Genomic DNA, 26,102 nt, shown 5'->3' with positions numbered 1-26,102 from the left:
GCGGTGAGGTTTAGAACAGGCGGGCGAGCAGGGCGGTGACGGCGGTTTCTACGCGCAGGATTCGCGCACCAAGCTGCACGGGTTGCAGGCCGGCTTTGGTCAGCAGGTCCACTTCGTAGGGTATCCAGCCACCTTCCGGGCCGATGGCCAGCGTTACCGGTTCATCCAGCGCCCGCGGGCAGGCCGGGTAGTCGCCGGGATGGCCGATCAGGCCGAGGGTGCCTGCGGTCATGGCCGGCAGGCGATCTTCGACGAACGGCTTGAAGCGCTTTTCGATAACGATCTCGGGCAGCACTGTATCGCGCGCCTGCTCCAGACCCAGAACCAGCTGCTCGCGAATCGCCTCGGGCTCAAGGAACGGGGTTTGCCAGAAGCTCTTCTCCACGCGGTAGCTGTTGAGTAGCACCACTTTGGGCACGCCCATGGCTGCAACGGTTTGCAACACCCGGCGCAGCATCTTCGGGCGCGGCAGGGCCAGCAGCAGGGTCAACGGCAGTTTGGCCGGCGGCTGCAGGTCGAAGCTGACTTGCAACTCGGCTTCGCCGGGTTCCAGGCGCAGCAGTTGGGCATTGCCCATCAGCCCGCCAATGCGCCCCACACGCAGGTTGTCGCCCACCGCAGCGCGGTGGACGTCCTGCATATGCACCAGGCGGCGATCACGCAGGATCACCCGGTCGGCCGCGATAAAGTCGGCCTCCTCAAGCAGCAGCAGGTTCACGGCTGGGTCGCTGGCGGCTGATCGTCGTCGGCGGGTTGGTCGTCCGGGTGCTCGCCACGCTTGCTGATCAAACTGCCAAACAGGATGCCGATCTCGAACAGCATCCACATCGGCACAGCCAACAGGGTCTGCGAGAAGATGTCCGGTGGCGTCAGGATCATGCCCACCACAAAGCAACCGATGATCACGTACGGGCGCACTTTCTTCAGGTACTTGACGTCCACCACGCCGATCCATACCAGCAGCACCACGGCGACCGGGATTTCGAAGGCGACGCCAAAGGCGAAAAACAGCGTCATTACGAAGTCGAGGTAACTGGTGATGTCGGTCATCATCTCCACGCCGGCCGGGGTGGCGGCGGCGAAGAACTTGAAGATCAGCGGGAACACCAGGAAATAGGCGAAGGCCATGCCGGTGTAGAACAGCAGGATGCTCGACACCAGCAATGGCACCGCGATGCGCTTCTCATGCTTGTACAGGCCCGGCGCGATAAAGCCCCAGATCTGATGCAGGATCACCGGAATCGCCAGGAACAGCGAAACCATCATGGTCAGCTTCAACGGCGTCAGGAACGGTGACGACACGTCGGTGGCGATCATCGTTGCGCCGGCCGGCAGGTACTGGCGCAGCGGTGTCGAAACGAAGGTGTAGATCTGCTGGGTGAAGGCGAACAGCCCGGCAAAGATGATGAAGATGGCCGCTACGCAACGCAGCAGGCGGGTACGCAGCTCGGTGAGGTGCGAGACCAGCGGCATGTGCTGGTCGTTTTCCGGTTTATCAGCGCTCATGGGGCTCGCGGCGGCAATGTAGGGTCATGGGGAGCGGGCGACGCAACGGGCGTCGGCGCTGGCGCTGTCGGGGCAGGTGCGGTGGGTGCCGGGGTGTGTTCCAGCACCGGTGCAGCTTCGGTCACAGGCGGCGGCGCGATGCTGTGCTCGGCCACGGGCTCTGCCGGTTTGCTCGGCTCATTGACCGGCGACAGAATCTTGCGCGCTTCCTGCTCCAGCGAAAGGATATGTTCGTTGTGCAGTTGGCGGCGAATCTCGTCGGCGCCGATTTCCCGTTCAACTTCCTGTTTGATGGCGTTGAAACTGCGTTTCAGGCGCCCGATCCATAGGCCGGCCGTGCGCGCGGCACCGGGCAGGCGTTCCGGCCCCAATACCAGCAGGGCGACGAGGCCGACGAGGAGCAGTTCAGAGAAGCTGATACCAAACATTAGTCAGTGCTCACGAGTCTTTGCGGGTCGGCTCTTGGACTTTTTCAGCCTGCACGTCGAAGGTACGACGCTCGGTGATGGGCTGGGTGGCCTGCGGGTGCACAGGCTGGACCGGCGGCGCTGGGTTAACGACAGGGTTGACCACGGGGTCGGCTGGCTTTTCGTCATCGTTCATGGCTTTGCGAAAGCCCTTGATCGATTCGCCCACGTCGGTGCCCAGGTTTTTGAGTTTCTTGGTGCCGAACACCAGTACCACCACCACCAGAATGACGATCCAGTGTTTCCAGTCAAAAATGCCCATGCTGCAATTCCTCTGTAAAAGTTATTCAGGCGGACGGGCGCGAGGCCTTTTCGGCGTGCCCGGACAAGCCGAAGCGACGGTCCAGTTCGTCCAGCACGGCCTGTGGATGCTGCCCCAGTTGGGCGAGCATGACCAGGCTGTGGAACCATAGGTCAGCGGTTTCGTAGATGACATCGCTGCAGTCGCCGCTGATCTGTGCGTCTTTGGCAGCAATGATGGTTTCGACGGATTCCTCGCCGAGTTTTTCCAGAATCTTGTTCAAACCCTTGTGGTACAGGCTGGCGACATAGGAGCTGTCGGCGTCCGCGCCTTTGCGGTCTTCCAGCACCTGGGCCACGCGGTTGAGGGTATCGCTCATGTCTAGTGTCCTGCCGAGTAAATGGCGTGCGGGTCTTTGAGCACCGGTTCGACCACCTTCCATTCGCCATTCTCGAACACGCGATAGAAGCAGCTGTGACGGCCGGTGTGGCAAGCGATGTCGCCGATCTGCTCGACTTTGAGGATCACCACGTCGGCGTCGCAATCGATGCGCATCTCGTGCAGGGTTTGCACGTGCCCGGACTCTTCGCCCTTGCGCCACAGTTTGCCACGCGAACGTGACCAGTAAATGGCGCGCTGCTCAGTGGCAGTCAGGCTCAGGGCCTCACGGTTCATCCAGGCCATCATCAGCACGCGCCCGGTCTTGTAGTCCTGGGCAATGGCCGGCACCAGGCCGTCACTGTCCCATTTGATCTCGTCCAGCCAGTCTTTCATGTTCCGCTCCGGCAATTTGCGACAGTGTATAACCGGATCGGCTATCGGCGCACGATCAGATAAACACCCACGGCGACCATGATGCCGGCCGGCCAGTGGCCCAGTTGGTTCAACGGCCCACCGATGGCCAGCATCACGCCGCCCACCAGGTGCGCGGCGCCCAGCAGGCGCAGGAACCAATCGTCCTTGCGCTTCTGCCAGGGCGGCGCGGGGTCTTTGGCATGGGGCTGGGACATGCGCTCCAGCAGGTCGCGCGTCATGTTGGCCAGGTGCGGCAGCTGCTCGACCTGGCTTTGCAGGTTGCCCAGCAAGGTTTTTGGGCTGACCCGCTCACGCATCCAGCGCTCCAGGAACGGCTGCGCGGTGTTCCACAGGTCGAGGTCCGGGTACAGCTGACGGCCCAGGCCTTCGATGTTGAGCAGGGTTTTCTGCAAAAGAACAAGCTGCGGCTGCACTTCCATATTGAAGCGCCGCGCGGTCTGGAACAGGCGCATCAGTACCTGGCCGAATGAAATATCTTTTAACGGTTTTTCAAAGATCGGTTCGCACACGGTGCGGATGGCCGCTTCGAATTCGTTGAGCTTGGTTTCTGCCGGCACCCAGCCCGAATCGATGTGCAGTTGCGCCACGCGGCGGTAGTCACGCTTGAAGAAGGCGAACAGGTTGCGCGCCAGGTAGTCCTGGTCTTCCGGGGTCAGGCTGCCGACGATGCCGCAGTCGATCGCAATGTACTGCGGGCTCCACGGGTTGACGGTGCTGACGAAGATGTTGCCCGGGTGCATGTCGGCGTGGAAGAAACTGTCGCGGAATACCTGGGTGAAGAAGATCTCCACGCCGCGCTCGGCGAGCATTTTCATGTCGGTGCGCTGGTCGGCCAGGGTGGCGAGGTCGGTGACCTGCACGCCGTAGATGCGCTCCATCACCAGCACTTTGGGGCGGCACCAGTCCCAATACACTTGCGGTACGTACAGCAGCTGCGAGCCTTCGAAGTTGCGCTTGAGCTGGCTGGCGTTGGCGGCCTCGCGCAGCAGGTCGAGTTCGTCGTAGATGGTTTTTTCGTAATCGGCGACCACGTCCACCGGGTGCAGCAGGCGCGCGTCGGCGGAGAAGCGCTCGGCGGCGCGCGCAAGAATGAACAGCCACGCCAGGTCCTGGCCGATGATCGGCTTGAGGCCGGGGCGAATCACCTTCACCACCACCTCTTCGCCAGTCTTGAGCTGCGCGGCGTGCACTTGTGCGACCGAGGCCGAGGCCAGCGGGTCGACGTCGAAACGGCTGAATACGTCGCTGATCTTCTTGCCCAACTGCTCTTCGATCAGCCTCATCGACTGTTGGGAATCAAACGGCGGCACGCGGTCCTGCAGCAGCATCAACTCATCGGCGATGTCTTCGGGCAACAGGTCGCGGCGGGTGGAGAGGATCTGCCCGAACTTGATAAAAATCGGCCCCAAATCCTGCAACGCCAGGCGCAGGCGCGCGCCGCGGCTCAGGTCCAGCGGTTTGCGCGGGAACCAGCGCCACGGCAGTGCATAGCGCACCGCCAGCAGAAACCACGGCAAGGGCAGGGCGAACAGCAGGTCATCGAGGCGGTAGCGGATTACGACGCGCTGGATACGAAACAGACGGCGGACGGCGAGCAGCTTCATGCGTTATCGCTTGGATCAAGGGAACGGCTCAGGCGCTCAACGCGCGCCTCGAGGCGTTCCAGGTCGATTTTGGCCTTGTCGAGTTCGCGAAAGCGCGCTTGCGCTTCCCGTTCCCCGACCAGGGTGCGCGATTCTTCGCTCAGGTATTCGGCAAGGTTCTGGTTGAGGGCGGCGAACCCTTGCTGGTACCAGCGCGAGCGGCTGCGCAGGTGCCCGCTGATCAACTGGGTGGCGACGGGGCCGATCCAGCGGGACAGCTCGTATTCCCAGTCCAGTTCCAGGTCTTGCAGCACGGCGGCCAGGTCCATCAGCACCGCGCTGTCGCCCTCCAGTTCCACGTCGGGGCCGTGGAGGATGGCGGTCTTGTTGCGGCTCAGTGCCAGGTGCAAGAGGCTCGACGCCGGTGCGCGCAGGGTGCAATCGGCTTCGGCGGCCCATTGGCTGGCGAGCAGCACGCCTTCATCGCTGGGCAGGATAAACAGCTGCAAGGCGGGGCTCGTGCAGTCGACGGCAATGACTTTGCCGTTCAAGTGCGCGAGCCGCGCCAGGGCGGTGCTGTCCAGGCGCAGAACACGATTGAGGCCGTGTTCAACGCTGGCGAGAAGGCCTGCGAACAGCATCAGGGTTTGATGCCGCGGTGCAGGGCGACGATGCCCGAGGTCATGTTGTGGTAGGTCACGCGGTCGAAACCGGCGTCTACCATCATCGACTTCAAGGTCTCCTGGTCGGGGTGCATGCGGATCGATTCGGCCAGGTAACGGTAGCTCTCGGCGTCATTGGTGATCAGCTTGCCCATCAACGGCATGAAGGCGAACGAGTAGGTGTCGTAGACCTTGGACATCAACGCGTTGGTCGGCTTGGAGAACTCCAGCACCAGCAGGCGGCCACCTGGCTTGAGCACACGCAGCATCGAGCGGATAGCGTCTTCTTTGTGCGTTACGTTGCGCAGGCCGAAGGCGATGGTCACGCAGTCGAAATGGTTATCCGGGAACGGCAGCTTTTCAGCGTCGGCCTGGACGAATTCGATGTTGCCGGCCACGCCTTTATCCAGCAGGCGATCACGGCCAACCTTGAGCATCGAACCGTTGATATCCGCCAGCACTACTTGGCCGGTAGGGCCAACCAGCTTGGAGAACTTGGCCGCCAGGTCGCCCGTACCGCCGGCGATGTCCAGCACGCGGTTGCCGGTGCGTACACCCGACAACTCGATAGTGAAGCGCTTCCACAGGCGGTGCATGCCGCCCGACAGCACGTCGTTCATCAGGTCGTACTTGGCGGCTACGGAGTGGAACACCTCAGCGACTTTTTCCGCTTTCTGGCTTTCCGGAACGTTCTTGAAGCCGAAGTGAGTGGTGGGTTCGGCATCGCTGCCTTTGCGCTGATCAGTCATATCGCTGTCACCAAAAGAGAATGCGGGACATGATAATCCCCATGGCTTGCTTTGTCTTGGCAAGGCTGAAGGTAAGATAGACGGTCACCGAGACCTTTTGCCGCATGGCAGGTGTTCTGAGTCGTTATAAAGAGGAGTCATTGCAATGGCCCGTATTACCGTAGAGCGTGCACATTCCCTGGGTAAAGAAGGCGCGCGGGCGAAGGCCGAGAAGTTGGCGCACAAACTCAAAGAGCAATATGGCCTCGAGCCCACGTGGTCCGGCGACACCCTGATGCTCAAACGGTCCGGGGTTAAAGGCACGGTACTTGTGGCGGATGATTCGCTGCGCATTGATGTGGAACTGGGCCTGTTGATGTCGGCCATGAGTGGCACTATCAAATCCGAAATCGAGAAAGCCGTGGATAAGGCGTTGGCCTGATTCGAGTGCGCTTAGGGTGCCGATTCTAATTTTTCACCCTACTTTGTGCCCAAGCCCTCAACTCCTGTGGGCCGTTCCTCGACCCTAATTTGCGTGAGGTGCACCATGGCCAAAGTTATTTTGAAGAAAAAAATCGACATTCAGACCACCGCCCTGAGTGACGTTAAAAGCTACGCCCGCAAGATCTGGCTGGCAGGTCTTGGTGCCTACGCCAAGGTCGGCAGTGAAGGCAGCGAGTACTTCAAAGAGCTGGTTAAGACTGGTCAACATGTTGAAAGTAAAGGTAAAAAAGTTGTCGTTGAACAACTTGATGCTGCCAACAGTCAGATTGATCAAGTCAAGAGTAATGTCTCAAGCGTCAAAGGTGTGGTTGAAGTTCAACTGGATAAAGTTGAAAAAGCTTTTGACACGCGTGTTGCCAGTGCCTTGAATCGGATCGGCATTGCGTCTAAACATGACGTTGAGACACTCTCTGCTAAGCTCGAAGAGCTGACGGCATTGCTAGAACGTGTCGCGCGTAAACACTAAGGAGACATCGGGATGGCTGTTAAAAAGACTACTCAGAAAGAAGGCAGCTCGTGGATCGGGGAAGTTGAAAAATATTCCCGTAAGATCTGGCTTGCTGGTTTAGGCGTGTACTCGAAGGTTAGCAGTGACGGCGGTAAGTACTTCGAGACTTTGGTCAAGGACGGCGAAAAGGCCGAGAAGTTGACCAAGACTACAGTCGGTAAGAAAGTAGAAGCGGCAAAGGCGAGTGCGGGTTCTGCCAAGTCGAGCATTTCTGACACGTGGGGCAAGTTGGAAGAAACTTTCGACAAGCGCCTTAACAGTGCCATTTCGCGACTGGGCGTGCCGAGCAAAGCTGAGCTGAAGACGCTGCACGGCAAGGTCGATACCCTAACCCGTCAAATCGAAAAACTCACGGGCGCAAAAGTGGCTCCGGCTAAAACCGCAGCGGCCAAACCAGCTGCCAAGCCTGCCGCTAAAACGGCTGCGGCAAAACCTGCTGCGAAAACTGCAGCCAAGCCTCTGGTTAAAGCGGCGGCAAAAACCGCTGCCAAACCTGCGGCGAAGGCTCCGGCCAAATCGGCGGCTAAACCGGCTGCCAAGCCTGCCGCTAAAACAGCCGCTGCCAAACCTGCCGCCAAGTCTGCTGCTAAACCCGTGGCCGCTAAAGCAGCTGCCAAGCCAGCGGCTAAACCGGCTGCCAAGGCGGCCGCGAAACCTGCGGCTAAAACGGCTGCTGCAAAACCCGCTGCCAAGCCTGCGGCGAAATCTGCGGCCAAACCAGCCGCGGCAAAACCGGCTGCCAAAGCTGTGGCTGCCAAGCCAGCGGCAAAACCAGCCGCCGCCAAGAAGCCTGCTGCAGCGAAAAAACCCGCAGCGGCAAAACCAGCGGTTGCGGCCAAGCCTGCAACGCCGGCGCCTACCGCTTCGACAGCCAACTCGGTGTCCGCACCGACGCACGCTGCTACTGCCCCGACTGCATCGCCGGCAACCCCGACGCCATCCAGTCAGTCCTGATTTTTTCAGGGCAAAAAAACGCCCGGCCTGTGAAGGTCGGGCGTTTTTTATTGGCGATCTTATGACCCCCTCATGTCCGCTGTGGGAACGGGCTTGCCCGCGATGGCGGTGAATCGATGACATAGGTGCCAACTGATCTGGCGCTATCGTGGGCAAGCCTGCTCCCACAGGTTTTAATCCGTGTCATCCAGGTACTTGAGGGCAAATTTTTCGGTCGCCTGTCGCGCCGGCAGCAACAGATGCGGCGCCACCAGCATCATGATCTGGTACACCACCACGCGCACTTCGCCTTCTCGGTCGAGGATGCGCTGGTAGTCCAGCGAAAATAGCAGCGTCAGGGTGATCTGCTCCACCAATTGGCCCAGTGCCTGAGTATCACTGACCAACTGCCCCGCCGCCTTCAAACGCGCAAGCAGCGACGCCAGCGTGCGTTTGAGCGCCGTGAGCAAGGTGCGAATGCCCTTGGCCAGCTTTGGCAGGCGCCCCGCCAGGTTTGACAGGTCCTGAAACAGGAACCGGTAATGGGCCATGCGCTCGACGATCAGGTGCAGGAACAGCCAGTAATCCTCGGCGCTGAGTTGCGCATCCGCCGGCGGGTCAAGCAGCGGCGCCAGTTCATTCTGAAAGCGCTCGAACAGCCCAAGCACCAACGGCTCCTTGCCATGGAAGTGGTAGTAGAGGTTGCCGGGGCTGATCCCCATTTCATTGGCTACCTCCATGGTCGACACGTTCGGTTCGCCCTTGTGGTTGAACAACTGCAAGGCACATTCAAGGATACGGTCGCGGGTCTTCATCCAGTCTTCTTAATGTGATCGTTGAGCTCAGCGCACACGCACGTAAGTGCCCGGCGCCGCTTCCATCGGTGGGTAATTCTGGTTGCCCAGGGCGGTCAGGGTTTCGCGCTGCACGCCGGAGCGTTGTTGAATCCACTCCAGCCACTGTGGCCACCAGCTGCCTTCGACGTGGTGGGCGTCGTAGTACCAGGCACGCGGGTCACTGCTCAGCTTGAGGTTTTCGACGTAATTGGCCTTGGGGTTCCCCGGCGGGTTGAGGATGCTCTGCACATGCCCGCTGTTGGACAGCACGAAGCGCCCCTCACCGCCCAGCAATTGCGTGGAGCGATACACCGCATCCCACGGCGTGATGTGGTCGTTGATGCCAGCCACGCTGAAGCTGTCCACCGTGACCTTCTGCAAGTCGATAGGCGTGCCGCACACTTCCAGGCCACCGGGATGGCTCAACGGGTTGTGCTTGAAGAAGTCCAGCAAGTCGCCATGCAGCGCGGCAGGCAGGCGCGTGTTGTCGTTGTTCCAGTAAAGGATATCGAACGCCGGCGGTTCCTTGCCCAGCAGGTAATTGTTGATCCAGTAGTTCCAGATCAGGTCGTTGGGACGCATCCAGGCAAACACCTTGGCCATGTCCCGGCCGTCGAGCACGCCTTGCTGGTAGGAACGGCGCTTGGCGGCTTCCAGGGTCTGCTCATCGGCAAACAGGGTGGCGGGGCTGTCGATCTGGCTGTCCAGCAGGCTCACCAGGTAGCTGGCGCTGGAGATGCGTCGCAACTGGCGCTTGGCTTGTAGATGGCCTTGCAGTGCGGCGATGGTCAGGCCACCCGCGCAGGCGCCCATCAGGTTGACTTCGCGGGCACCGGTGATCGCGCGGCACACGTTCAGCGCTTCCTCCAGCGCGGCGACGTAGGTGGACAGGCCCCATTCACGATGACGCACATCCGGGTTGCGCCAGCTGACCATAAACGTCTGCAGGCCGTTTTTCAGTGCGTACTGCACAAAGCTGTTGGCCGGGCTGAGGTCAAAAATGTAGTACTTGTTGATTTGCGGCGGCACGATCAGCAGCGGCTTGGCGTACTGTTTTTCGCTCATGGGCTTGTACTGGATCAGCTCCAGCAGTTCGTTGCGAAACACCACTGAGCCGGGGGTGGTCGCCACTGTCTTGCCGACTTCGAAAGCGTGTTTGCTGACCTGGCGGGGCAGGCCGTTGTTGTGCAGCAGATCATCAAACAGGTTGCTCACGCCACGCACCACGCTGTTGCCGCCGGAGTTGAGCAATTCCTTGACGGCCAGCGGGTTGAGCAAGGTGTTGGAAGGCGACACCGCATCGTTGAGCAGCGAGAACGCAAAGTGCGCGCGGGCGCGATCGTCAGTGTTGAGACTGCTGTCGTCGATCCAGTGGCGGGTCTGTTTCTGCCAGCTCAAATAGGCTTGCAGGCTGCGGCGGTACAGCGGGTTGAGCTTCCAGGTCGGGTCGATGAAGCGCGCGTCGTTGGGGTTGGGCTCATGCACGGTTTCGCCCAACAGCACGCGGCCCAGCTGACCACCCAGCGCCAGGGCGTGGCGCGCGGTGTGCACCGGGTTGCGCAAGCCGTGGGCGGCGACGCTGCGCAGGGTCGCCAGCAAATCCCGACCGCGCAGGCCGGTGATTGCATTTTGCGCGTTGATGAACACGGCAGGGGTGGGCGCCGGGTTCGTCACGGGTCTTTCTCGCATGAGCCAACACTCCTTCGTCAAGGCAACAACAGGCACGCCAATTCAGAACCATAGTCGGTTCTCGGCAAGTTGCGCGGCAGTGCGGTCCTTACACGGCCGGTCGCGGGTGAATCACGGCCCGCAGGCGCTCCTCTTCAAGAAACTTCATGATGATCGGCGCCACGGCTTCGGCCCGAGTGATCAGGAACAGGTGACCGTCATCGATGATGTGCAACTGCGCGTTGGGAATACGCCAGGCGAGCATGCGCATATTGATCAGCGGAATCAGCGGGTCGTCGTCACCCGCCAGCACCAGCGTGGGTTGGCGGATCTTGTGCAGCCAGTGAATGCTGGTCCAACCCAGCCCGGCGAACAGCTGCCAGTAATAGCCGAGCTTGCCGGCCGAGCGCACTTTGCTCGCGTGCTCGGCGGCCAGTTTCGCGTCGCGCCGGAACGAGCCGCCATAAATCATCGGCGCAATGCGCACCACGTGGGACGGTTGGATGTAGCGCCGTGGGCTTGCCATCAGCCACAGCACCTTGGGCTTGCCCGGCACCATGAACGCACCGGCAGCGGTGGCGGCGAGAATGAGTTTTTTGCAGCGCTCCGGGTAGTCGTAGGCGAACTGCTGCGCGAGCGCGCCACCCCATGACACGCCCACGGCATTCACTTGGCCATAGTCGAGGTAATCGAGCATGCGCGCGGTGAGTTTGGCCAGGCCAGGAAAGCGATAGGGCCGACTCGGCGTCGAGGAGCCACCGACGCCCGGTACATCGAAGGCGATTACTTCCAGGTCCGGGTCCAGCGCCTGGACGAACGGAAACACCAGCTCAAGGTTGGCGCCGATGCCGTTGAAAATCAGCAGCGGCGTCAAGTGAGGCTTGCCCGGGCGTACCGCCGTGCGGATGGCCTGGCCATCCAGGTCGATGGTACGGAAGATGAACGGTTGCGGCATGGGCTTACCCTGCAAAATGGCGCTATTTCCCTGCGGGAACACGGTCAATGTGGGAGCTGGCTTGCCTGCGATGCAGGCGCTGCGGTGTATCAGGCCTACCGAGTGGATGCCATCGCAGGCAAGCCAGCTCCCACATTTGATCCCATTCCAGCCTACCTTTCGTGAACGTATGTGCCCGGCGCCGCCTCAGCGGCCGCATAGGTTTTGTTACCCAGACTCGTAGGTGCTTTCTTCAACTTACCCGCCCGCTCTGCCTGCCACATCTGCCAATGCAGCCACCACGAGTCAGTGTGCTTGGTCGCATTTTCCTGCCATTCCAGCGCCTTGCCCGCCAGGCCATCGCTGGTCTGGTAGCGCGCCTTGGGGTTGCCCGGCGGGTTGAGGATGCTCTGGATATGCCCACTGCTGGACAACACAAACTCGACCTTGCCGCCAAACAGCTGCGCCGACTTGTAGCAGGACTGCCACGGCGTGATGTGGTCGTTGGTGCCGGCCAGTGAGTAGATGTCGGCGGTAACCTGCTTGAGGTCGATCGGCGTGCCGCACACTTCCAGGGCGTTGGCACGCACCAGCGGGTTGTTCTTGAACAGCTCGATCAGGTCACCGTGAAAGGCGGCCGGTAAACGCGTGGTGTCGTTGTTCCAGAAGAGGATGTCGAACACCGGCGGCTCGTTGCCCAGCAGGTAGTTATTGACCCAGTAGTTCCAGATCAGGTCGTTGGGGCGCATCCAGGCAAACACCTTGGCCATGTCGCGGCCTTCCAGCACACCGGCCTGGTAGGAGTGGCGCTTGGCTGCCTCCAGGGTCTGCTCGTCGACGAACAGCGCTACCTGGGTGTCCAGCGTGGTGTCCAGCACGCTCACCAGCAAGGTCAGGGCGTTGACCTTCTTCTCCCCCAGCGCCGCGTAGTGGCCCAGCAGCGCGGTGCAGGTGATACCGCCGGAGCAGGCGCCGAGCATGTTGATGTCTTTGCTGCCGGTAATCGCCGTGACCACATCGACCGCTTCCTTGAGCGCCTCGATATAGGTCGACAGGCCCCACTCGCGTTGGGCCTTGGTCGGGTTGCGCCAGCTGACGATAAACGTCTGCTGGCCATTACGCAGGCAGAAGCGCGCCAGGCTCTTTTCCGGGCTCAGGTCGAATACATAGAATTTGTTGATCTGCGGCGGCACCACCAGCAGTGGGCGCTCGTGCACCTGTTCGGTGATCGGCTTGTACTGGATCAGCTCCAGCACGTCGTTGCGAAAGACCACGGCGCCTTCGGTGGTGCCCAGGGTCTTGCCCACTTCGAAGGCACCCATGTTGACCTGGCTGGGCATGCCGCCGTTGTGCACCATGTCCTTGGCCAGATGGGACAAGCCATCGAGCAGGCTTTTGCCGCCGGTTTCAAAGAAGCGTTTGACCGCCGCCGGGTTGGCCGCGCTGTTGGTGGGGGCCATGGCTTCGGTCATCAGGTTGATCACGAAGTGGCCGCGGCTGATGTCTTGTTCCGACAGGTTGCTGTCGCCGATCCAGTCGTGCAGTTCCTTGCGCCACGCCAGGTAGGTTTGCAGGTAACGTTTGTAGAGCGGGTTCTGGCTCCACGCCGGGTCGTTGAAGCGACGGTCATCGCCTTCGGGCACCAGCGCGGATTTGCCGAACATCACGTTCTTCAACTCGACACCAAAATGCGCGACGTGTTTGACGCTGTGTAACGGTTGCTTGATGGCTTGGGTCAGCACCATCTTCGCCGAAGCTAATAAGTCCTTTTTTCGTAACGCGATGATCGGGTTCAGCCCCAGGGTGTTTTCAGAGGCCTGGCGTTTCAAGTCATCGTTATTCTTGTTACTCATCTACGACGCTCCATTGTCCGAAAGACGAGTACCGGCGATTGCTGCGCACCCAATTTCGATACACGACACCAGCCTGGTACTGCGACTCGGGTGACCGTTGATACCGCATCGTCAAATGCAGGGAACTTGCCAGTTCCATTGGTTACCCGAGTTTAATTTTTTTCGCAAGCGGGCCAATCGTTGACCACGCGACAGGGCATTCAAGCAGATGAAATTAGAAAATGCCCTCTAAAGAGCAAGACGCCTGAGTTAGAGCATCAGCCGCACGACCGACTCCCTCGGGTCGCGGGTTTTACCGGCTGCTTTGAGCTCAGCGAGATAGTCGGCCCACAGGGCTTCCTGGCGCACGGCCAACTGGTAGAGGTAATCCCAGGTGAACAGGCCGCTGTCATGACCGTCGTCGAAGGTCAATTTCAGTGCGTACTGACCGGCCGGTTCTATCTTGATCAGCCTGACGTTGATCTTGCCGAATTGCAGGATGGGTTTGCCGTGGCCCTGGACCTCGGCGGAAGGCGAGTGGGTGCGCAGCAGCTCGGCGCTGAGCTGGTAGGCCTCATCGGGCCCGTAGGTGAGGCCGAGGGTGTTGGAGGTTTTGTGCAGGTTTACAGCAGTAGGGAATTTGGTCATGGCGATCATCCTGAAGGAACCGGCTTCAAAATGTGGGAGCGGGCTTGCTCGCGAATGCGGTGTGTCAGTCAGCAGATCTGATACTGAGACACCGCATTCGCGAGCAAGCCCGCTCCCACAGTAAAGCAAAGCGGTCCTGAGTGAGGCTTACAGGATATAACGAGACAGGTCTTCGTTCTGCGCCAATTCGCCCAGGTGGCTGTTGACGTAGTCGGCGTCGATCTTGATCGCTTCGCCGTTTTGCGCACCGGCCATGTCACCGGCGCTGAAAGACACTTCCTCCAGCAGGCGCTCAAGCAAGGTGTGCAGGCGACGCGCACCAATGTTTTCGGTCTTCTCGTTGACCTGCCAGGCAATCTCCGCCAGGCGCTTGATACCGTCCGGCAGGAACTCGATCGCCAAGCCTTCGGTTTTCAGCAGCTCACGGTACTGCTCGGTAAGCGACGCATGCGGCTCGCTGAGGATGCGTTCGAAGTCGCCTGGGGTCAGCGCCTTGAGTTCCACACGAATCGGCAGACGGCCTTGCAGCTCCGGCACCAGATCGCTTGGCTTGCTCAGGTGGAACGCACCGGAGGCGATAAACAGGATGTGGTCGGTCTTGACCATGCCCAGCTTGGTGTTCACGGTGCAGCCTTCGATCAGTGGCAGCAGGTCACGCTGTACGCCCTCGCGGGACACGTCGACGCCACCGGAGTTACCGCGCTTGGCCACCTTGTCGATCTCGTCGATAAACACGATGCCGTGCTGCTCGACCGCTTCCAGCGCCTTGGCCTTGAGTTCTTCCTCATTCACCAGGCGCCCGGCTTCCTCGTCGCGCACCAGTTTCAGCGCCTCCTTCACCTTGAGCTTGCGGCTTTTCTTCTTGCCCTTGCCCATGTTGGCGAACAGGTTCTGCAGCTGGCTGGTCATTTCTTCCATGCCAGGCGGTGCGGAAATATCCACGCCAGACACTTCGGCGACTTCGATCTCGATTTCCTTGTCGTCCAGCTGGCCTTCACGCAGGCGCTTGCGGAACAGCTGACGGGTATTGGAATCGGACGACGGCGCGGCATCTTCGTTAAAGCCCATGCGCGCCGGTGGCAGCAGGGCGTCGAGGATGCGTTCTTCGGCGGCGTCTTCGGCGCGGTGGCTGACCTTGGTCATTTCCTGTTCGCGCAGCAACTTCAGTGCGGCGTCGGCCAGGTTACGAATGATCGACTCTACGTCGCGGCCCACATAGCCCACTTCGGTGAACTTGGTGGCTTCGACTTTGATGAACGGGGCGTTGGCCAATTTGGCCAGGCGCCGGGCGATTTCGGTTTTACCGACGCCGGTCGGGCCGATCATCAGGATGTTCTTCGGCGTTACTTCAACGCGCAATTCTTCCGGCAATTGCATCCGGCGCCAGCGGTTACGCAGCGCAATGGCAACGGCGCGCTTGGCATCGTCCTGGCCGATGATATGGCGATTAAGTTCATGGACGATTTCGCGGGGAGTCATGGACATAGTGTTTGGCGGCCTCAAGCGGGAATAAGCCTGCGGCTTACTCGGCGAGGTCCTGCTCCTCAATGGTGAAGTTGTGGTTGGTGAACACGCAGATGTCGCCGGCAATGCCCAAGGCAGTCTCGACGATTTCACGGGCCGACAGATCGGTTTTCTTCAGCAAGGCGCTGGCCGCCGCTTGGGCATAACCACCGCCGGAACCCATGGCGATCAGGCCATGTTCAGGCTCAACCACATCGCCGTTACCGGTGATGATCAAGGACGCGTCTTTGTTGGCGACGGCCAACATGGCTTCCAGGCGGCTGAGGGAGCGATCGGTACGCCATTCTTTGGCGAGTTCGACCGCGGCGCGAACGAGGTGGCCCTGGTGTTTTTCCAGCTGGCCCTCGAAACGCTCGAAGAGGGTGAAGGCGTCGGCGGTAGCGCCGGCAAAGCCCGCGAGAACCTGCCCGTGGTATAGACGACGCACCTTTTTGGCGTTGCCTTTCATCACGGTGTTGCCAAGGGAAACCTGGCCGTCGCCGCCCATGACGACTTTGCCGTGGCGACGTACTGAAACGATGGTGGTCAAGGGGAGAGTCTCCACGCAGCGGGGCGAAAATGCCCTGATGGAATCTCATATGGGGGTGGCGGGAGGGATTTCAACCGTAGAGGGTTATGGCGGACGGGCGGTGTTTATAAGCCTTACACCTTCTCAAGCACACCTCAAAACCAAATGTGGGAGGGGGCTTGCCCCCGATGGCGGCGCATCAGTCGCCAAAAATAGTGACTGATCTACCGCTATCGGGGGCAAGCCCCCTCCCACATTTTGATCCGCGTTGACTAAAGAATCAGCGGCTCTGGCGTTGTTGTAACAACAGGTTGCTAAACCCTGCGCCGGCCAGTTGCTTCTGCGCCACGGTCAGCTGTTCACGGTTGCTGAATGGCCCCACCAGCACGCGATACCACGTCGCATCCTTCACCGTGCCGGACTCCACCGTCACCGCCTGGCCCAGCAGGATGATCTGCGCACGCACGCGATCCGCGTCCGCCTGTTTCGGGAACGAGCCCGCTTGCAGGAAGAACTTGGTCACCGGCGCAGCCTTGGTGGTGGCCACGGGCGGCGGTGGCGGCGGGGTGATCCCGGCCAGCGCAGCTTGCGCCCGCGCGGTGTCGATTTTCGCCGCTTCGGCTGGCGTCACCGGCGTGGTCGGCACTTGCGGCGTCGGCAGGGTTTTCTCCGGCACGGCATCGGGCGGCACGATCACTTCCGATTCCGGCAGCAGCGTGTAGAAGTCGTATTTCGGCTTCACCGGTGCAGTCGGGCTTGGCGCCGTCTTGTTGGCTTCGGCCATTTTCGTGGCCTTCTGCTGCTCTTGCTTGACGCGCTTGACGTCATCGCCCTTGCCCGGCTCCAGCTTCATCAGGATCACGACGAACGCACCGACCGCCAGGCCGATGGCCATCCACAACCAGCCCGGAATAGGCTTCTTTGCCGGGGCTTGATAGCGGCTGGCGCCGCGCTTGGGTGCAGGTTTTTTCTTGGCAGCCAACTTACATACGCTCCAGGGTTTCCAGGCCTAACAGTTCCAGGCCTTGCTTGAGGGTCCGTCCAGCCAGTGCGGCGAGGCGCAGGCGACTTTGCTTTTGGGCTTCGTCGTCGGCGGTGAGGATCGGGCAGTTCTCGTAGAAGCTGGAGAACAGGCCGGCGACTTCGTACAAATAGGTGCACAGGATATGGGGCGTGCCTTTCTCACCGACGCTGTTCAGCACTTCGCCGAATTGCGCCAGTTTGGCCGCCAATTCCTGTTCATGCGGGGCATCCAGCACGATCTGGCCTTCAACTTCGCTGAAGTCCTTGCCCAGTTTGCGGAACACACCGGCGACGCGAGTGTAGGCGTACAGCAGGTACGGCGCGGTGTTGCCTTCGAAGTTGAGCATCAGTTCGAAGTTGAAGCTGTAGTCGCTGGTGCGGTGCTTGGACAGGTCGGCGTATTTCACCGCGCCAATGCCCACCACGCGGGCGATGTTGCGCAGCTCGGCTTCGGCCAGTTCCGGGTTCTTTTCCTTCACCAGGTTGTAGGCACGTTCCTGGGCTTCGTTCAGCAGGTCGATCAGCTTCACGGTGCCGCCGTCGCGGGTCTTGAACGGGCGGCCATCGGCGCCGTTCATGGTGCCGAAGCCCATGTGTTCCATGTGCATCGGGTGCGTGACGAAACCCGCGCGACGCGCCACTTCAAACACTTGCTGGAAGTGCAGGGCCTGGCGTTGGTCGACGAAATACAGCGCGCGGTCGGCTTTGAGCACGCCGCTGCGGTAGCGCACGGCCGCCAGGTCAGTGGTGGCGTAGAGGTAGCCGCCATCGGCCTTGACGATGATCACCGGCAGCGGCTCGCCGTCGGCGGTCTTGAATTCTTCGAGGAACACGCACTGCGCGCCGTTGCTCTCGACCAGCAGGCCTTTGGCCTTGAGGTCGTTGACCACGTTGATCAGGTCGTCGTTGTAGGCGCTTTCGCCCATCACGTCGGCCATGGTCAACTTCACGTTGAGCAACTCGTAGATTTCCTGGCAGTGCGACAGCGAGATCTCGCGGAAGCGGCCCCACAACGCCAGGCATTCCTCGTCACCGGCTTGCAGCTTGACCACCAGGCCACGGGCGCGGTCGGCGAATTCTTCGGATTCGTCAAAACGCTTTTTGGCGGCGCGGTAGAAGTTTTCCAGGTCGGCCAGCTCGTTGCTGGTGATCGGGTTTTCCTGCAGGTAGGCCATCAGCATGCCGAACTGGGTGCCCCAGTCGCCCACGTGGTTCTGACGGATCACGGTGTCGCCGAGGAACTCCAGCACCCGCGCCACGCCGTCGCCGATGATGGTCGAACGCAAGTGGCCGACGTGCATCTCTTTGGCCAGGTTGGGTGCCGACAGGTCGATGGCCACGCGCTGCAGCGGGCCGGCCTTGCGCACGCCGATCCTGGCGTCGGCCAGGGCGGCGTCCAGGCGCGAGGCCAGGGCCTGGGTGTTCTGGAAGAAGTTGATGAAGCCAGGGCCGGCAATTTCGGCCTTGGTGACGCTGTCGTCAGCCGGCAGCGCGGCAATGATTTTTTCCGCCAGGTCGCGCGGTTTCATGCCCGCAGGCTTGGACAGCATCATCGCGATGTTGCTGGCGAAGTCACCGTGGGTCTTGTCGCGGGTGTTTTCCACCTGGATCGCCGGCGTCAGGCCTTCAGGCAACACACCTTCGTTGACGAGTTGGGTGAGGGCTTGTTGGATCAGCTGGCGAATGGTGTCTTTCATGGTGTTCTCTTTCGACCGCAAGCGGCGGCGCGCGATGCGCAGGTGGAAAAACTGGGCATTATCCGTGGCGAGGGCAGGCTTGCCAACCGTTCAGACGGGTTGGTAGACCTGCGGGCCTCGTCGCGGGCAAGCCCGCTCCCACATTTAAGGGTATTCACATTTCAAAATGTGGGCGCTGGCTTGCCTGCGATAGCGGTTTTGCTATCAATACAAATCTACCGGGTCCACATCCAACGACCATCGCACCTGGCGGCCACTGGGCATTTGCTCCAGAGCAAGCAACCAGCTACTTAATAGCCGATGCAGGGGCGCGCGGGAGGTTGCCTGCAAGAGTAGCTGAGCGCGATAACGCCCGGCGCGGCGTTCCATAGGTGCAGGCACCGGGCCGAGCAATTCGATGCCGGTCAGACCCAGTTCGCCGAGCAAACGTTCGGCGGCGCTGCATGCCTCATCCAGAAAACCTTCCGCCTGCCCCGGTTTATGGGCCTCGGCCCGCAGCAGGGCAAGGTGAGAGAAGGGCGGCAAGCCGGCAGAGCGGCGTTCACTCAGCGCCTGCTCGGCGAAGGCGAAATAGCCTTGTTCTGTTAGCTGGATCAGCAGCGGATGGTCGGCCAGGTGGGTCTGGATAATCACTTTGCCCGGCTCTTCAGCGCGCCCGGCGCGGCCTGCGACCTGCACGATCAGCTGCGCCATGCGCTCGCTGGCGCGAAAATCACCGGAGAACAGGCCGCCGTCGGCATCCAGGATCGACACCAGCGTCACCCGTGGAAAGTGGTGCCCTTTGGCAAGCATCTGCGTGCCGATCAGGATGCACGGCTGGCCTTTCTGGATGGTCGCGAACAGCTGGTTCATCGCGTCTTTACGAGAAGTGCTGTCGCGGTCGACCCGCAGCACCGGGTAGTCCGGGAACAGAATGCCCAGGCGCTCTTCGGCGCGCTCGGTGCCCGCACCCACTGGGCGCAAATCCACTTTGCCGCACTGCGGGCAGTGGCGCGGCACCCGCTCCACATGGCCGCAGTGATGGCAGCGCAGCTCGCCGTGGCGCTGGTGCACGGTCATGCGCGCATCGCAGCGCTCGCACTCGGACATCCAGCCGCAGTCATGGCACAGCAACGTCGGCGCAAACCCTCGGCGGTTGAGAAACACCAGCACTTGCTGGCCGGCGGCGAGAGTCTGGCCGATGGCTTGCTGCATCGGTCCGGAAATGCCGCTGTCCAGTGGACGGCTTTTTACATCCAGGCGTAGGAAGCGCGGTTGCTTGGCGCCGCCTGCACGCTCATTCAAACGAAGGAGTCCGTACCGGCCGGTGTAGGCGTTGTGCAGGCTTTCCAGGGACGGCGTGGCCGAGCCCAGCACAATCGGGATGTCTTCCTGGCGTGCGCGCACCAGCGCCAGATCGCGGGCGTGGTAGCGCAGGCCTTCCTGCTGTTTATAGGAGCCGTCGTGCTCCTCGTCGATGATGATCAGCCCGGGGTTTTTCATCGGCGTGAACAGCGCCGAGCGGGTGCCGATAATAATGTCGGCTTCGCCGTCCCGCGCGGCCAACCAGGACTCCAGGCGTTCGCGGTCGTTGACCGCCGAGTGCACCAGGGCGATGCGCGCGTTGAAGCGCTGCTCGAAACGCGCCAGGGTTTGCGGGCCCAGGTTGATCTCGGGGATCAGCACCAGCGCCTGCTTGCCGGCCTGCAGGGTTTCGCGGATGAGCTGCAGATAGACTTCGGTCTTGCCGCTGCCCGTCACGCCCGCCAGCAGGAACGCGTGGAAACTGTCGAAGCCTGCGCGGATCGCTTCATAAGCAGCACGTTGCTCGGTGTTCAGCGGCAGTTCGGGCTGGGCCAGCCAGTGTTCGTGGCGTGGGTCGGGAGCGTGCTTGCGGATTTCCACCTGCACCAAGCCCTTGGCCAGCAGCAGGTCGAGGCTGTCCTTGCTCAGCATCAGCTTGCTCAATAGCTGATGCGCTACGCCGTGGGGATGCTGCGCCAGCGTGGCCAGGGCTTCACGCTGGCGCGGCGCGCGGGCGATGCGCGGGTCATCGAGGCGCGCGCCGGGCACCATCGACCAGAAGCGCTCCTGGCGTGCTTCGGCCAGCTCGCCCTGACGCAGCAGCACCGGCAGCGCCCAGCTCAACGTATCGCCCAGGCTGTGCTGATAATACTGAGCGGTCCACAGGCACAGCTTGAACAGGGCCGGTGGCAGCGGCGCAGTGGTGTCGAGGATGGCTATGGCGGGCTTGAGCTTTTCTGCGGGTACTTCGCTGTGGTCGGCGACTTCGACCAGAATGCCGATCATTTCTCGGCGCCCGAACGGCACGCGCACGCGCATGCCTGGCTGCAACTGCGCCCGCAGCACGCCGGCGGGGGCTCGGTAGTCGAACAGACGGCGCAGAGGCGAGGGCAGGGCTAGGCGCAAAATGGCGTCGGGCACGCGGGGGAGTCTCATATAAAGGCAGGCGGTGGCGCAGGGGCGGGAGCCTAGCAGACCTGCGGTAGAGGTGTCCCGTCTCTGCTGCAGCAGCCAGCACTTCTGTGGGAACCGGGCCTATCGTGGCGAGCAGGCTTGCCCTGCGTTGGGGCGCGCAGCGGCCCCGATGCCTACAGCGAGTTTTGACTGCAAAAACACCATTGGCCTATTGAGGCTGCTTTGCAGCCCAGCGCAGGGCAAGCCTGCTCGCCACAACACGCCCGGCTCCCACATTGATCGTGGTGAACCGGCAGTTTTTCTGATGAAAGGGGCTCATATGTGGGAAATCGGCCGGAAGCGCAGCTTGCGCGTTTAAAAAGGTCTGGTAGAATCCGCGGCCTAATTACGTGCGGTATTCGACAATAGTGTCGAGTGGCGGCACGCTAGCCCGAGGAAGTCACCATGAAAGCCGATATCCATCCAGCGTACGAAACCATCGAAGTAACCTGCAGCTGCGGCAACAAGTTCGAAACACGTTCGAACCTGTGCAAGCCACTGGGTACTGACGTATGCAACGAGTGCCACCCGTTCTACACCGGTAAGCAGAAAACTCTGGACACCGGCGGCCGTGTACAGCGCTTCGCAGATCGCTTTGGTGCTTTCGGCAAGAAGCCTGCTACTCCAGCAGAGTAAGGCTCAAAAGCCCTCCGGGTTTTTGTCAGCTGTTGAAGAAGGCGTCCTTTGGGACGCCTTTTTTGTGCCTGCAATTTGGCTGCGCGTGATTCAAATCGATTTTAATAAAAAGAATTGTAGACATTTTTTAATGCGATTGTGAACAGTTGAGCCCTTGTATCCCGTGGCTCTTGGCCAAAAGTCGTAGCGCAGGGCCCTTGACACCTGTGACTGCCCAGTCTTGTAGGGACTTTGCGACACGCGTATCCTCGGCGGTCCGTCGACCAACAGTAAAAGCGGAATGCCGATATGTCTGATTTGAAAACTGCCGCTCTCGAATATCATGCCCATCCTCGTCCAGGAAAGCTGAGTGTAGAGCTCACCAAAGCCACTGCCACCGCCCGCGACCTGTCGCTGGCCTACAGCCCTGGCGTTGCCGAGCCCGTACGTGAAATCGCCCGCGACCCTGAACTGGCGTACAAGTACACCGGCAAAGGCAACCTGGTTGCAGTGATTTCCGATGGCACCGCGATTCTCGGCCTGGGCAACCTCGGCCCATTGGCTTCCAAGCCAGTCATGGAAGGTAAGGGCGTGCTGTTCAAGCGCTTTGCCGGCATCGACGTTTTCGACATCGAAGTCGACTCCGAAAGCCCGCAGGCTTTCATCGACACCGTAAAGCGCATTTCCATCACGTTCGGTGGCATCAACCTGGAAGACATCAAGGCACCTGAGTGCTTCGAGATCGAAAAGGCCCTGATCGAGCAGTGCGACATTCCGGTATTCCACGATGACCAGCACGGCACCGCGATCGTTACCGCGGCCGGCATGATCAACGCCCTGGAAATCGCCGGCAAAACCCTGGCTGACGCGCAGATCGTCTGCCTGGGTGCCGGCGCTGCAGCCATCTCCTGCATGAAATTGCTGGTGAGCATGGGCGCCAAGCTGGAAAACATCTTCATGGTCGACAGCAAGGGCGTTGTTCAGTCCGAGCGTACCGACCTGAACCAGTACAAGGCGATGTTTGCCCACGCGACCGACAAGCGCACCCTGGCTGACGCCCTTGACGGTGCAGACGTGTTCGTCGGCCTGTCTGGCCCGAACCTGCTGAGCGCCGAAGGCCTCAAGTCCATGGCGGCCAACCCGATCGTGTTCGCCTGCTCCAACCCTGATCCGGAGATCTCCCCGGAACTGGCACACGCCACCCGTAACGACGTGATCATGGCCACCGGCCGTTCGGACTACCCGAACCAGGTCAACAACGTACTGGGCTTCCCATTCATCTTCCGCGGTGCCCTGGACGTTCGCGCCAAGCGCATCAACGAAGAGATGAAAGTCGCTGCCGCCAACGCCCTGCGTGAACTGGCCAAGCTGCCGGTGCCTCAGGAAGTGTGCGACGCCTACGGTGGCATCAAGCTGGAATTCGGCCGTGAGTACATCATTCCGAAACCAATGGATAAGCGCCTGATCACCCTGATATCCGATGCCGTGGCCAAAGCCGCTATCGAGACCGGTGTGGCGACCCTGCCGTATCCGAAGCACTACCCGCTGCAAAGCGTGGATGATGTGTTCAACGGCTAAGCCGTTGTAGCGCACCAACAAAAAGCCCCGGCTCTTGCGAGTCGGGGCTTTTTTATTGCCTGCGATTAACTGGAGCTGTGTAGGAATCCAGATGTGGGAGGGGGTTTGCCCCCGATTGCGATGTATCAGTCAGCAGCTTCATTGGCTGGAAGTTCGCTATCGGGGGCAAGCCCCCTCCCACATTTTGCACCTCGTCAGCTCGCGGTCGCGATCAGAACAAATCGATCGGCGCCCCTTCATCCGCCGGCAGCGGGCTGCCCGGTGCAACGCCATTGCCCAGTTCGTTGACCGACGGCGGCGTGTCTTCGCTCTTGAACAGCTCGAAGTACGCGTTCGGCGTGCTTGGCGAAGCCGCACGGCCACTCACCGGGTCAATGCGCAGGCTGAGAATGCCTTCCGGCTCAGGCTGGGTGTGCAACGGCTTGTCCTTCAAGGCCGCGCCCATGTAGCTCATCCAGATCGGCAACGCGACGGTGCCACCAAACTCGCGGCGACCCAGGCTTTCCGGCTGGTCGTAGCCGGTCCACACGGTGGTCACGTAGTCGGCGTTGTAGCCGGAGAACCAGGCGTCCTTGGAGTCGTTGGTGGTACCGGTCTTGCCGGCAATGTCCGCACGGCCCAGCGCCAGGGCGCGACGGCCGGTGCCTTTCTTGATCACGTCTTCCAGGATGCTGTTGAGGATATACGTGGTGCGGCCATCCACTACGCGTTCAGCGACTGCGGGCGTTTGTGGCTCGTTTGCGGCGGCAGTGTTCGGTGTGGCTGGCGCTGCGCCCGGTGTCGGCTCGATGGTGATGCCGCCGTTGCTGGGCGCCGCGATGCCATCAGGCGCCGCCACGCCGTTGACCACGTCACCCGGTACGCGCGGAGGGTTGGCGGTAAACAGGGTGTCGCCATTGCGGCTTTCGATTTTGTCGATCAGGTACGGTGAGATCTTATAGCCGCCGTTGGCAAAGGTGCTCCAGCCCGTGGCGATTTCCATCGGCGTGAGGGTCGCGGTGCCCAGCGCCAGGGACAGGTTGGGCGGCAGGTCCGACTTGTTGAAGCCGAAACGCGTCATGTAGTCGATGGTTTTGCCGACGCCCATTGCCTGCAGCAGGCGGATCGACACCAGGTTACGCGACTTGTACAGCGCCTCGCGGATGCGGATCGGGCCGAGGAAGGTGTTGGTGTCGTTCTTCGGGCGCCAGACCTTGTCCAGGTACTCGTCGACAAACACTATCGGGGCGTCGTTGACCAGGCTGGCGGCGGTGTAGCCGTTATCCAGTGCGGCGCTGTAGACGAACGGCTTGAAGCTCGAGCCCGGCTGGCGCTTGGCCTGGGTCGCACGGTTGTAGTTGCTCTGCTCGAAGGCAAAACCGCCGACCAGGGCGCGGATCGCACCGTTCTGCGGGTCCAGGGACACCAGCGCGCCTTGGGCCACAGGGACCTGGCTGAATTTCAGGCTGTCGTCTTTCTGGCGTTGCACGCGGATCAAATCACCCACCTGCGCCACGTCCGAGGGCTGCTTGGGCATCGGGCCCATGCTGTTGGTGTTCAGGAAGGGGCGTGCCCACTTCATGCTGTCCCACGGCACATGCGCTTCGCCGGAGCGGGTCAGCACCTGCACGCCATCTTTCTTCACTTGGGTGACGATGGCGGGTTCCAGGCCGCTGATCGGGCGCTGTTTGCCCAGTTCAGTGGTCCAGGCGCTCAGCGTCTTGCCGGGCAGGCGGGATTCGGGGCCGCGGTAGCCGTGGCGCTGGTCATAGGTGACGAGGCCATCGCGTACCGAGTTGTTGGCAATTTCCTGCAAGTTGCTGGGAACGGTCGTGGTCACGCGGAAGCCTTCGGTGTAGGCCTCGCTGCCGTAACGGCCGACCATCTCGGCGCGCGCCATTTCAGCGATATACGGTGCGTTCACTTCCGGCGTCGGCACGTGGTAGCTGGCATTCAGGGGCTCGGCCACGGCGCTTTCATAGGCGGCCTGGTCGATCTTGCCCAGCTTGTACATGCGGCCAAGGATCCAGTCGCGGCGCTCTTTGCTGCGCGCCGGGTTGGCCAGCGGGTTAAAGCGCGAAGGGGCCTTGGGCAGGCCGGCAATCATTGCCATTTGCGCCAGGCTGGCATCACGAATCGACTTGCCGTAGTAGACCTGCGACGCCGCTTCGATGCCGTAGGCGCGGTTACCCAGGTAGATCTTGTTCACGTACAGCTCAAGGATCTCGTCCTTGGTCAGCTGGCGTTCGATCTGCAGGGCCAGCAGGATTTCAGTGGCCTTGCGCGAAAAACTGCGCTCGCTGGTGAGGAAGAAGTTCTTCGCCACCTGCATGGTGATGGTGCTGCCACCGGATTGAATGTGTCCGCTTTTTACCAGCTGGGTAGCCGCACGCACCAGACTGCTGGGGTCAACGCCGTAGTGATTGGCGAAATTATCGTCTTCTGCCGACAGCAGGGCATTGATGAAATTGGGTGGAATGTCGGCGAAACGGATCGGTGTGCGGCGCATCTCGCCGAACTCCGCGATCAGTTTCTCGTCGCTGCTGTAGACCCGCAAAGGAATCTGCAACTGGATACTTCTGAGTGCCTCTACGGAAGGCAAACCCGGACTAAGGTAGAGGTAGGCACCGCTGAGTACGAGCAGCAGCCCGCAGACGATCGCGACAATGGAGTACCCGAAAAACTTCAGCAGACGAATCAAGGCTTTTGGATTTCCAGAGAAAAGAATGAGTTAGGCGTCGGGGCATGCATGGCAAACGATGGATCGACCCGAGCAGCAGATAAATAGCGGGAAAAAACGCTGGGCATTAAAGCATTTTTCGGCTTGGGGCGTCATTCACGCCACTCAAACAAGT

Annotated in this window: 25 protein-coding genes; 5 read left to right on the top strand and 20 right to left on the bottom strand. The window is 61.0% G+C overall.

All coding sequences use genetic code 11. The features are described 5' to 3' along the window. Positions 1–10: 10 nt before the first annotated feature. Genes AC19YS_RS04925 through ubiE form a run of 9 tightly spaced genes read right to left on the bottom strand, consistent with a single transcriptional unit; the run spans position 11 to position 6,024 of the window. A complete protein-coding gene (locus AC19YS_RS04925) occupies positions 11–718 on the bottom strand; it encodes a 16S rRNA (uracil(1498)-N(3))-methyltransferase (RefSeq protein WP_119738074.1) in 708 nt (235 codons plus the stop codon). Further along, complete coding sequence (gene tatC / locus AC19YS_RS04920) at positions 715–1,506, bottom strand: twin-arginine translocase subunit TatC (protein ID WP_106577507.1); 792 nt, start codon at positions 1,504–1,506, stop codon at positions 715–717. Before tatC ends, AC19YS_RS04925 begins: the two co-directional genes overlap by 4 nt. Beyond that, positions 1,503–1,934 (bottom strand): Sec-independent protein translocase protein TatB, encoded by a 432-nt coding sequence (gene tatB / locus AC19YS_RS04915; RefSeq protein WP_200623976.1) that lies wholly within the window; start codon positions 1,932–1,934, stop codon positions 1,503–1,505. The genes tatC and tatB overlap by 4 nt, the downstream gene beginning before the upstream one ends. A gap of 10 nt (positions 1,935–1,944) precedes the next feature. Next, entirely contained in the window at positions 1,945–2,235 is a 291-nt protein-coding gene (locus AC19YS_RS04910) for a twin-arginine translocase TatA/TatE family subunit (RefSeq protein WP_106577509.1), read from the bottom strand. Positions 2,236–2,260: 25 nt separating this feature from the next. Then, a complete protein-coding gene (locus AC19YS_RS04905) occupies positions 2,261–2,593 on the bottom strand; it encodes a phosphoribosyl-ATP diphosphatase (RefSeq protein ID WP_003209299.1) in 333 nt (110 codons plus the stop codon). Between the two features lie 2 nt (positions 2,594–2,595). Beyond that, positions 2,596–2,988 carry a phosphoribosyl-AMP cyclohydrolase gene (gene hisI, locus AC19YS_RS04900; protein WP_012721796.1) on the bottom strand — a complete coding sequence of 131 codons (393 nt, stop codon included), beginning with the start codon at positions 2,986–2,988 and terminating at the stop codon, positions 2,596–2,598. Positions 2,989–3,029: 41 nt separating this feature from the next. Beyond that, positions 3,030–4,634, bottom strand: coding sequence for a ubiquinone biosynthesis regulatory protein kinase UbiB (gene ubiB / locus AC19YS_RS04895; protein WP_200623977.1), 1,605 nt, complete (start codon positions 4,632–4,634; stop codon positions 3,030–3,032). Then, the gene (locus AC19YS_RS04890; RefSeq protein WP_106577512.1) at positions 4,631–5,254 is read right to left on the bottom strand and encodes a ubiquinone biosynthesis accessory factor UbiJ; all 624 of its coding nucleotides are present in this window, start codon (positions 5,252–5,254) and stop codon (positions 4,631–4,633) included. The genes ubiB and AC19YS_RS04890 overlap by 4 nt, the downstream gene beginning before the upstream one ends. Continuing rightward, positions 5,254–6,024, bottom strand: coding sequence for a bifunctional demethylmenaquinone methyltransferase/2-methoxy-6-polyprenyl-1,4-benzoquinol methylase UbiE (ubiE, locus tag AC19YS_RS04885; RefSeq protein ID WP_106577513.1), 771 nt, complete (start codon positions 6,022–6,024; stop codon positions 5,254–5,256). The genes AC19YS_RS04890 and ubiE overlap by 1 nt, the downstream gene beginning before the upstream one ends. A gap of 145 nt (positions 6,025–6,169) precedes the next feature. Between ubiE and AC19YS_RS04880 the strand changes: the two genes are divergently transcribed. The 3 genes from AC19YS_RS04880 (at position 6,170) to AC19YS_RS04870 (ending at position 7,969) form a co-directional block, all read left to right on the top strand. After that, positions 6,170–6,445 carry a polyhydroxyalkanoic acid system family protein gene (locus AC19YS_RS04880; RefSeq protein WP_106577514.1) on the top strand — a complete coding sequence of 92 codons (276 nt, stop codon included), beginning with the start codon at positions 6,170–6,172 and terminating at the stop codon, positions 6,443–6,445. Between the two features lie 105 nt (positions 6,446–6,550). Beyond that, on the top strand, positions 6,551–6,973 hold the full coding sequence (locus tag AC19YS_RS04875) for a phasin family protein (RefSeq protein WP_106577515.1): 423 nt from the start codon (positions 6,551–6,553) through the stop codon (positions 6,971–6,973). Positions 6,974–6,985: 12 nt separating this feature from the next. Next, positions 6,986–7,969, top strand: a complete 984-nt coding sequence (locus tag AC19YS_RS04870) for a phasin family protein (protein ID WP_200623978.1) — start codon at positions 6,986–6,988, stop codon at positions 7,967–7,969. A gap of 173 nt (positions 7,970–8,142) precedes the next feature. Here the strand turns inward: AC19YS_RS04870 and AC19YS_RS04865 are convergent, their stop codons facing one another. From AC19YS_RS04865 to AC19YS_RS04820, 10 genes are all read right to left on the bottom strand, one after another. Further along, positions 8,143–8,763 carry a TetR/AcrR family transcriptional regulator gene (locus AC19YS_RS04865; RefSeq protein ID WP_169368031.1) on the bottom strand — a complete coding sequence of 207 codons (621 nt, stop codon included), beginning with the start codon at positions 8,761–8,763 and terminating at the stop codon, positions 8,143–8,145. Between the two features lie 27 nt (positions 8,764–8,790). Next, positions 8,791–10,473 carry a class II poly(R)-hydroxyalkanoic acid synthase gene (gene phaC, locus AC19YS_RS04860; RefSeq protein ID WP_500601082.1) on the bottom strand — a complete coding sequence of 561 codons (1,683 nt, stop codon included), beginning with the start codon at positions 10,471–10,473 and terminating at the stop codon, positions 8,791–8,793. 88 nt (positions 10,474–10,561) lie between these two features. Then, entirely contained in the window at positions 10,562–11,407 is an 846-nt protein-coding gene (gene phaZ, locus AC19YS_RS04855; protein WP_106577519.1) for a poly(3-hydroxyalkanoate) depolymerase, read from the bottom strand. A 152-nt stretch (positions 11,408–11,559) separates the two neighbouring features. Further along, complete coding sequence (phaC, locus tag AC19YS_RS04850) at positions 11,560–13,239, bottom strand: class II poly(R)-hydroxyalkanoic acid synthase (RefSeq protein WP_500601081.1); 1,680 nt, start codon at positions 13,237–13,239, stop codon at positions 11,560–11,562. Between the two features lie 249 nt (positions 13,240–13,488). Then, complete coding sequence (locus tag AC19YS_RS04845; RefSeq protein ID WP_500601080.1) at positions 13,489–13,866, bottom strand: gamma-butyrobetaine hydroxylase family protein; 378 nt, start codon at positions 13,864–13,866, stop codon at positions 13,489–13,491. Positions 13,867–14,013: 147 nt separating this feature from the next. Beyond that, positions 14,014–15,351 carry an ATP-dependent protease ATPase subunit HslU gene (gene hslU / locus AC19YS_RS04840; protein WP_500601078.1) on the bottom strand — a complete coding sequence of 446 codons (1,338 nt, stop codon included), beginning with the start codon at positions 15,349–15,351 and terminating at the stop codon, positions 14,014–14,016. Positions 15,352–15,388: 37 nt separating this feature from the next. After that, positions 15,389–15,919 carry an ATP-dependent protease subunit HslV gene (gene hslV, locus AC19YS_RS04835; protein ID WP_010563201.1) on the bottom strand — a complete coding sequence of 177 codons (531 nt, stop codon included), beginning with the start codon at positions 15,917–15,919 and terminating at the stop codon, positions 15,389–15,391. A gap of 259 nt (positions 15,920–16,178) precedes the next feature. Beyond that, the gene (locus AC19YS_RS04830) at positions 16,179–16,880 is read right to left on the bottom strand and encodes an SPOR domain-containing protein (protein WP_053253947.1); all 702 of its coding nucleotides are present in this window, start codon (positions 16,878–16,880) and stop codon (positions 16,179–16,181) included. Between the two features lies 1 nt (position 16,881). Continuing rightward, complete coding sequence (gene argS / locus AC19YS_RS04825; protein WP_106577523.1) at positions 16,882–18,618, bottom strand: arginine--tRNA ligase; 1,737 nt, start codon at positions 18,616–18,618, stop codon at positions 16,882–16,884. A 204-nt stretch (positions 18,619–18,822) separates the two neighbouring features. Then, entirely contained in the window at positions 18,823–21,042 is a 2,220-nt protein-coding gene (locus AC19YS_RS04820; RefSeq protein WP_119738057.1) for a primosomal protein N', read from the bottom strand. A 438-nt stretch (positions 21,043–21,480) separates the two neighbouring features. Between AC19YS_RS04820 and rpmE the strand changes: the two genes are divergently transcribed. Both rpmE and AC19YS_RS04810 read left to right on the top strand, forming a co-directional pair. Next, the gene (gene rpmE, locus AC19YS_RS04815; RefSeq protein ID WP_049710411.1) at positions 21,481–21,711 is read left to right on the top strand and encodes a 50S ribosomal protein L31; all 231 of its coding nucleotides are present in this window, start codon (positions 21,481–21,483) and stop codon (positions 21,709–21,711) included. A gap of 288 nt (positions 21,712–21,999) precedes the next feature. Further along, positions 22,000–23,268 (top strand): malic enzyme-like NAD(P)-binding protein, encoded by a 1,269-nt coding sequence (locus AC19YS_RS04810; protein WP_071497103.1) that lies wholly within the window; start codon positions 22,000–22,002, stop codon positions 23,266–23,268. 211 nt (positions 23,269–23,479) lie between these two features. Here AC19YS_RS04810 and AC19YS_RS04805 read toward each other — a convergent pair whose 3' ends face one another. After that, positions 23,480–25,945 carry a penicillin-binding protein 1A gene (locus AC19YS_RS04805; protein ID WP_372239314.1) on the bottom strand — a complete coding sequence of 822 codons (2,466 nt, stop codon included), beginning with the start codon at positions 25,943–25,945 and terminating at the stop codon, positions 23,480–23,482. Between the last annotated feature and the right edge of the window lie 157 nt (positions 25,946–26,102).

This window comes from Pseudomonas sp. MF08831 (assembly GCF_059862645.1).
This window is presented reverse-complemented; position numbering and strand designations above follow the sequence as displayed.

Excerpts from the sequence above, each read along its gene's own strand:
- tatC (WP_106577507.1), bottom strand. The coding sequence starts at position 1,506 with ATGAGCGCTGATAAACCGGAAAACGACCAGCACATGCCGCTGGTCTCG.
- tatB (WP_200623976.1), bottom strand. The coding sequence starts at position 1,934 with ATGTTTGGTATCAGCTTCTCTGAACTGCTCCTCGTCGGCCTCGTCGCC.
- AC19YS_RS04910 (WP_106577509.1), bottom strand. The coding sequence starts at position 2,235 with ATGGGCATTTTTGACTGGAAACACTGGATCGTCATTCTGGTGGTGGTG.
- AC19YS_RS04905 (WP_003209299.1), bottom strand. The coding sequence starts at position 2,593 with ATGAGCGATACCCTCAACCGCGTGGCCCAGGTGCTGGAAGACCGCAAA.
- hisI (WP_012721796.1), bottom strand. The coding sequence starts at position 2,988 with ATGAAAGACTGGCTGGACGAGATCAAATGGGACAGTGACGGCCTGGTG.
- ubiB (WP_200623977.1), bottom strand. The coding sequence starts at position 4,634 with ATGAAGCTGCTCGCCGTCCGCCGTCTGTTTCGTATCCAGCGCGTCGTA.
- AC19YS_RS04890 (WP_106577512.1), bottom strand. The coding sequence starts at position 5,254 with ATGCTGTTCGCAGGCCTTCTCGCCAGCGTTGAACACGGCCTCAATCGT.
- ubiE (WP_106577513.1), bottom strand. The coding sequence starts at position 6,024 with ATGACTGATCAGCGCAAAGGCAGCGATGCCGAACCCACCACTCACTTC.
- AC19YS_RS04880 (WP_106577514.1), top strand. The coding sequence starts at position 6,170 with ATGGCCCGTATTACCGTAGAGCGTGCACATTCCCTGGGTAAAGAAGGC.
- AC19YS_RS04875 (WP_106577515.1), top strand. The coding sequence starts at position 6,551 with ATGGCCAAAGTTATTTTGAAGAAAAAAATCGACATTCAGACCACCGCC.
- AC19YS_RS04870 (WP_200623978.1), top strand. The coding sequence starts at position 6,986 with ATGGCTGTTAAAAAGACTACTCAGAAAGAAGGCAGCTCGTGGATCGGG.
- AC19YS_RS04865 (WP_169368031.1), bottom strand. The coding sequence starts at position 8,763 with ATGAAGACCCGCGACCGTATCCTTGAATGTGCCTTGCAGTTGTTCAAC.
- phaC (WP_500601082.1), bottom strand. The coding sequence starts at position 10,473 with ATGCGAGAAAGACCCGTGACGAACCCGGCGCCCACCCCTGCCGTGTTC.
- phaZ (WP_106577519.1), bottom strand. The coding sequence starts at position 11,407 with ATGCCGCAACCGTTCATCTTCCGTACCATCGACCTGGATGGCCAGGCC.
- phaC (WP_500601081.1), bottom strand. The coding sequence starts at position 13,239 with ATGAGTAACAAGAATAACGATGACTTGAAACGCCAGGCCTCTGAAAAC.
- AC19YS_RS04845 (WP_500601080.1), bottom strand. The coding sequence starts at position 13,866 with ATGACCAAATTCCCTACTGCTGTAAACCTGCACAAAACCTCCAACACC.
- hslU (WP_500601078.1), bottom strand. The coding sequence starts at position 15,351 with ATGTCCATGACTCCCCGCGAAATCGTCCATGAACTTAATCGCCATATC.
- argS (WP_106577523.1), bottom strand. The coding sequence starts at position 18,618 with ATGAAAGACACCATTCGCCAGCTGATCCAACAAGCCCTCACCCAACTC.
- rpmE (WP_049710411.1), top strand. The coding sequence starts at position 21,481 with ATGAAAGCCGATATCCATCCAGCGTACGAAACCATCGAAGTAACCTGC.
- AC19YS_RS04810 (WP_071497103.1), top strand. The coding sequence starts at position 22,000 with ATGTCTGATTTGAAAACTGCCGCTCTCGAATATCATGCCCATCCTCGT.